Genomic DNA, 4,067 nt, shown 5'->3' on the forward strand with positions numbered 1-4,067 from the left:
GTTTTCCCGGCGCGCGGTGTCGGCCGCCGTCACCGCACGACGTAAAGGCAAAAACCAGATCGAGTTCTTCGATCCCGAGCAGATGGAAAAGGCTCAGCGCCGCCTGATGGAAGAGCACGACATTATGACCGCGCTCGATAACCAGCAGTTCGCGATCTGGCTGCAGCCGCAGGTGGCCTGCGCCAGCGGCGAGATCTGCGGCGCCGAGGTACTGCTGCGTCAGCGGCAGGCGGATGGCAGCTGGTCGCTACCGCCGTCGCTGATTGAGCGCATTGAGTCCTGCGGGCTGATTATCCCGGTCGGCTACTGGGTGATGGAAGAGGCCTGCCGCCAGCTGGCGGCCTGGCAAAGCCAGGGGATTATGCTGCCGCTGTCGGTCAATGTTTCCCTGCTCCAGCTGCTGGAACACGACCGCGGCGAGGAGATGCTAAAGCTGATCGCCCGCTACCGCATCGCCCCGGGCACCCTCATCCTCGAGGTGACGGAGAGCTGCCGGATGGACGATCCGCAGGATGTGATGGCCCGGTTGCGACCGCTGCGCGAGGCCGGGGTACAGATTGCGCTGGATGATTTTGGCATGGGTTATGCCGGGTTGCACCAGCTGCAGCAGATGAAGGCCCTGCCGGTGGATATTCTGAAAATTGATAAGGTATTCATCGATATGCTGCCGGAGGATGTCAGCATGGTGCCGGCGATGATCCAGCTCGCGCGCGGCCTGTCGCTGCGTATCGTGGCGGAAGGGGTGGAGAACGACGCCCAGCGCCGCTGGTTGCAAGCCGCGGGCGTCGAGGTGCTCCAGGGCCATCTGTTCGGTTGCGCTTTACCGCAGGAGGCATTCAGCGCGCGCTATCTCTCCCCGGCCCGGGAGGATGTAAATTTGTAAATGTTTTGTTGACTTGTGCGAGTCAGCTCAAAGATTTTAACAATTGCGTTGCACTTTCGGCGTTAGTTATTTCTGAAATGTTTCCAGGGTGTTATTTTTAAGCCACAGACGTCAAATATCCCTTCTTGCTCTGTGGTTATTCCCAAAGGACACCCTATGAAAACCTCTATCTTTAAAAGCCTCTATGTCCAGGTGCTGACGGCCATAGCGATCGGTATTCTGCTGGGCCATTTTTACCCGGAACTGGGCGCGCAAATGAAACCCTTCGGCGACGCCTTCGTTAAGCTGATTAAAATGGTGATTGCTCCGGTTATCTTCTGTACCGTCGTGACGGGGATCGCCGGGATGGAAAGCATGAAAGCCGTCGGCCGTACCGGGGCGGTGGCGCTGCTCTATTTCGAAGTGGTCAGCACCATCGCGCTGATTATCGGTCTGATTATCGTCAACGTGGTGCAGCCCGGCGCCGGGATGAACGTCGACCCGTCGACGCTCGATGCGAAAGCGGTGGCGGTGTACGCTGAGCAGGCTAAAGATCAAGGGGTAGTGGCCTTTTTACTGGATGTGATCCCGGGCAGCGTCATTGGCGCCTTCGCCAGCGGCAACATTCTGCAGGTTCTGCTGTTCGCCGTCCTGTTTGGTTTTGCCCTGCACCGTCTGGGCAGCAAGGGTCAGCTGATTTTCAACGTCATTGAAAGCTTCTCCCAGGTTATCTTCGGCATTATCAATATGATCATGCGCCTGGCGCCGATCGGCGCCTTCGGAGCCATGGCCTTTACCATCGGTAAATATGGCGTCGGCACCCTGGTGCAGCTGGGGCAGCTGATTATTTGCTTCTATATCACTTGTATCCTGTTCGTGGTGGTGGTGCTGGGGAGCATCGCCCGGGCCACCGGCTTCAGCATCTTCAAATTTATCCGCTATATCCGGGAAGAGCTGCTGATTGTGCTGGGGACCTCCTCATCAGAATCGGCGCTGCCGAGAATGCTCGACAAGATGGAGAAGCTGGGCTGCCGTAAATCGGTGGTAGGCCTGGTGATCCCGACCGGCTATTCGTTCAACCTCGATGGCACCTCTATCTATCTGACGATGGCCGCAGTCTTTATCGCCCAGGCGACCAACAGCCATATGGATATTTTCCATCAGATCACCCTGCTGGTGGTGCTGCTGCTCTCCTCGAAAGGGGCGGCAGGGGTGACCGGCAGCGGCTTCATCGTGCTGGCGGCGACCATCTCGGCCGTCGGTCATTTACCGGTGGCTGGTCTGGCGCTGATCCTCGGTATCGACCGCTTTATGTCCGAAGCCCGCGCGCTGACTAACCTGGTGGGTAACGGCGTTGCCACGGTGGTGGTGGCGAAATGGGTGAAAGAACTGGATGCCAAACAGATGGATGACGTTCTGAATAACCGTGTTCCGGCGAACAAAACGCACGAATTATCCTCTTAAATCCTCCTCTTAGGCCCGTACTCCCTTGCTGGAGTACGGCCTCCTGCGCATAATTAGAGGTCATTCCCGCCCGGCGGGAATGACACGAAATGATTATTTTACGTTGTCATGCGACATTTTCGTCTCCGTGTGGTCTAACCGACGTATTTCACTCTCACTTTTTTCGGCAGCCCGTCAGTGGGGTGCTGTTGTAACCAGGAATGTTCATCAGGGGTTCACATGCAGGGCACAACAATTAAACTCTTAACGGGCGGTTTGCTGATGGTAGCGGCGGCCGGTTATGTGCAGGCAGAAGCGCTCCAGCCTGATCCGGCCTGGCAACAAGGGACCTTAGCGAATGGTTTGTCGTGGCAGGTATTGGCCACGCCGCAACGTCCCAGCGACCGTATCGAAGTCCGTTTGTCCGTCAATATTGGCTCGCTGAGCGAAAGCACTCAGCAGAGCGGTTTCAGCCGCTTTATTCCCCGCCTGGCGTTGACGCAAAGCGGCAGCCTGCCGACGATGCAGGCGCGCTCTTTATGGCAGCAGAGTATTGACCCGAAGCGTCCTCTGCCGCCGGCCATCGTCTCCTACGATTACACGATGTTTAATCTCAGCCTGCCCAATAACCGCAACGATCTGTTGAAAGAGGCGCTGAGCTGGCTGGCGGACGCCAGCGGTAAACTGGCCATTACGCCTGAATCGATCAATCATGCGCTGCAGGGCAGCGACATGGTGGCGACCTGGCCACTGGATACCAAAGAGGGTTGGTGGCGCTATCGCCTGAAAGGGTCCACCATGCTGGGCCATGACCCCGCCGCGCCGCTGAAGCAGCCGATCGACGTGGCTCAGCTGAAAGACTTTTATCAAAAATGGTACACCCCCGACGCCATGACGCTGATCGTGGTGGGGAATGTCGACAGCCGCAGCGTTGCCGAGCAAATCAATAAGACCTTTGGCGATCTGAAGGGCAAGCGGGAAACCCCCGCAGCGGTGCCGACCTTATCGCCGCTGCCTACCGTACCGGTCAGCATCATGACCAACGCGGTGCGTCAGGACAAACTGTCCATCATGTGGGATGCGCCATGGCAGCCGATCCGCGACTCCGCGGCGCTGCAGCGCTACTGGCGTGACGATCTCGCCCGTGAAGCGCTGTTCTGGCACGTGCAGCAGAGTCTGAGCAAAAATAACGTGAAGGATATTGGCCTTGGCTTTGACTGCCGGGTGCTATATCAGCGCGCGCAGTGCGCCATCAACATCGATTCCCCGGGCGAGCGCCTGAACAACAACCTGAGCGTGGTTTCGCGCGAGCTGGCGAAAGTGCGGGACAACGGGCTGCCTCAGGAGGAGTTTGACGCGCTTATCGCCCAGAAAAGCCTCGAGCTGCAGAAGCTGTTTGCCACCTATGCGCGCACTGACACCGACATTCTGATGAGCCAGCGCATGCGCTCCCTGCAGAATCAGGTGGTGGACATCGCGCCGGAGCAGTACCAGAAGCTGCGTCAGGAGTTCCTCAACTCCCTGACGGTGGACATGCTGAACCAGTATCTGCGCCAGCAGCTCTCGCAGGACATGGCGCTGGTGCTGCAACAGCCGAAGGGCGAACCGGAATACAATATGAAGGAGCTGCAGGCCACCTGGGAAAAACTGATGGCGCCGAATCCGGCGGCCACGGCGGCTAGCGGCAGCGCCGATACGGTTGACGCCCACAGCGAGGCCAGCGACATCCCGCCGGGGCAGTAACCTAACGCCTCTCCGGCGC

At 58.4% G+C, this 4,067-nt stretch carries 3 protein-coding genes; all 3 read left to right on the top strand.

Annotated features, from left to right (window positions below):
• Nucleotides 1-883 (top strand): EAL domain-containing protein (locus tag HMPREF9538_RS22105; RefSeq protein WP_009484218.1); only part of this gene is annotated, 883 nt, incomplete at its 5' end.
• A gap of 156 nt (nt 884-1,039) precedes the next feature.
• Nucleotides 1,040-2,326, top strand: a complete 1,287-nt coding sequence (locus tag HMPREF9538_RS22100) for a dicarboxylate/amino acid:cation symporter (RefSeq protein ID WP_002921438.1) — start codon at nt 1,040-1,042, stop codon at nt 2,324-2,326.
• A gap of 219 nt (nt 2,327-2,545) precedes the next feature.
• Entirely contained in the window at nt 2,546-4,048 is a 1,503-nt protein-coding gene (locus HMPREF9538_RS22095) for a M16 family metallopeptidase (protein WP_002921436.1), read from the top strand.
• Nucleotides 4,049-4,067: the final 19 nt, after the last annotated feature.

The sequence above is a fragment of the Klebsiella sp. MS 92-3 genome (assembly GCF_000195655.1).
Taxonomy (GTDB): domain Bacteria; phylum Pseudomonadota; class Gammaproteobacteria; order Enterobacterales; family Enterobacteriaceae; genus Klebsiella; species Klebsiella pneumoniae.

Coding starts and splice junctions, on each gene's coding strand:
- HMPREF9538_RS22100 (WP_002921438.1), top strand. CDS start 1,040: ATGAAAACCTCTATCTTTAAAAGCCTCTATGTCCAGGTGCTGACGGCC.
- HMPREF9538_RS22095 (WP_002921436.1), top strand. CDS start 2,546: ATGCAGGGCACAACAATTAAACTCTTAACGGGCGGTTTGCTGATGGTA.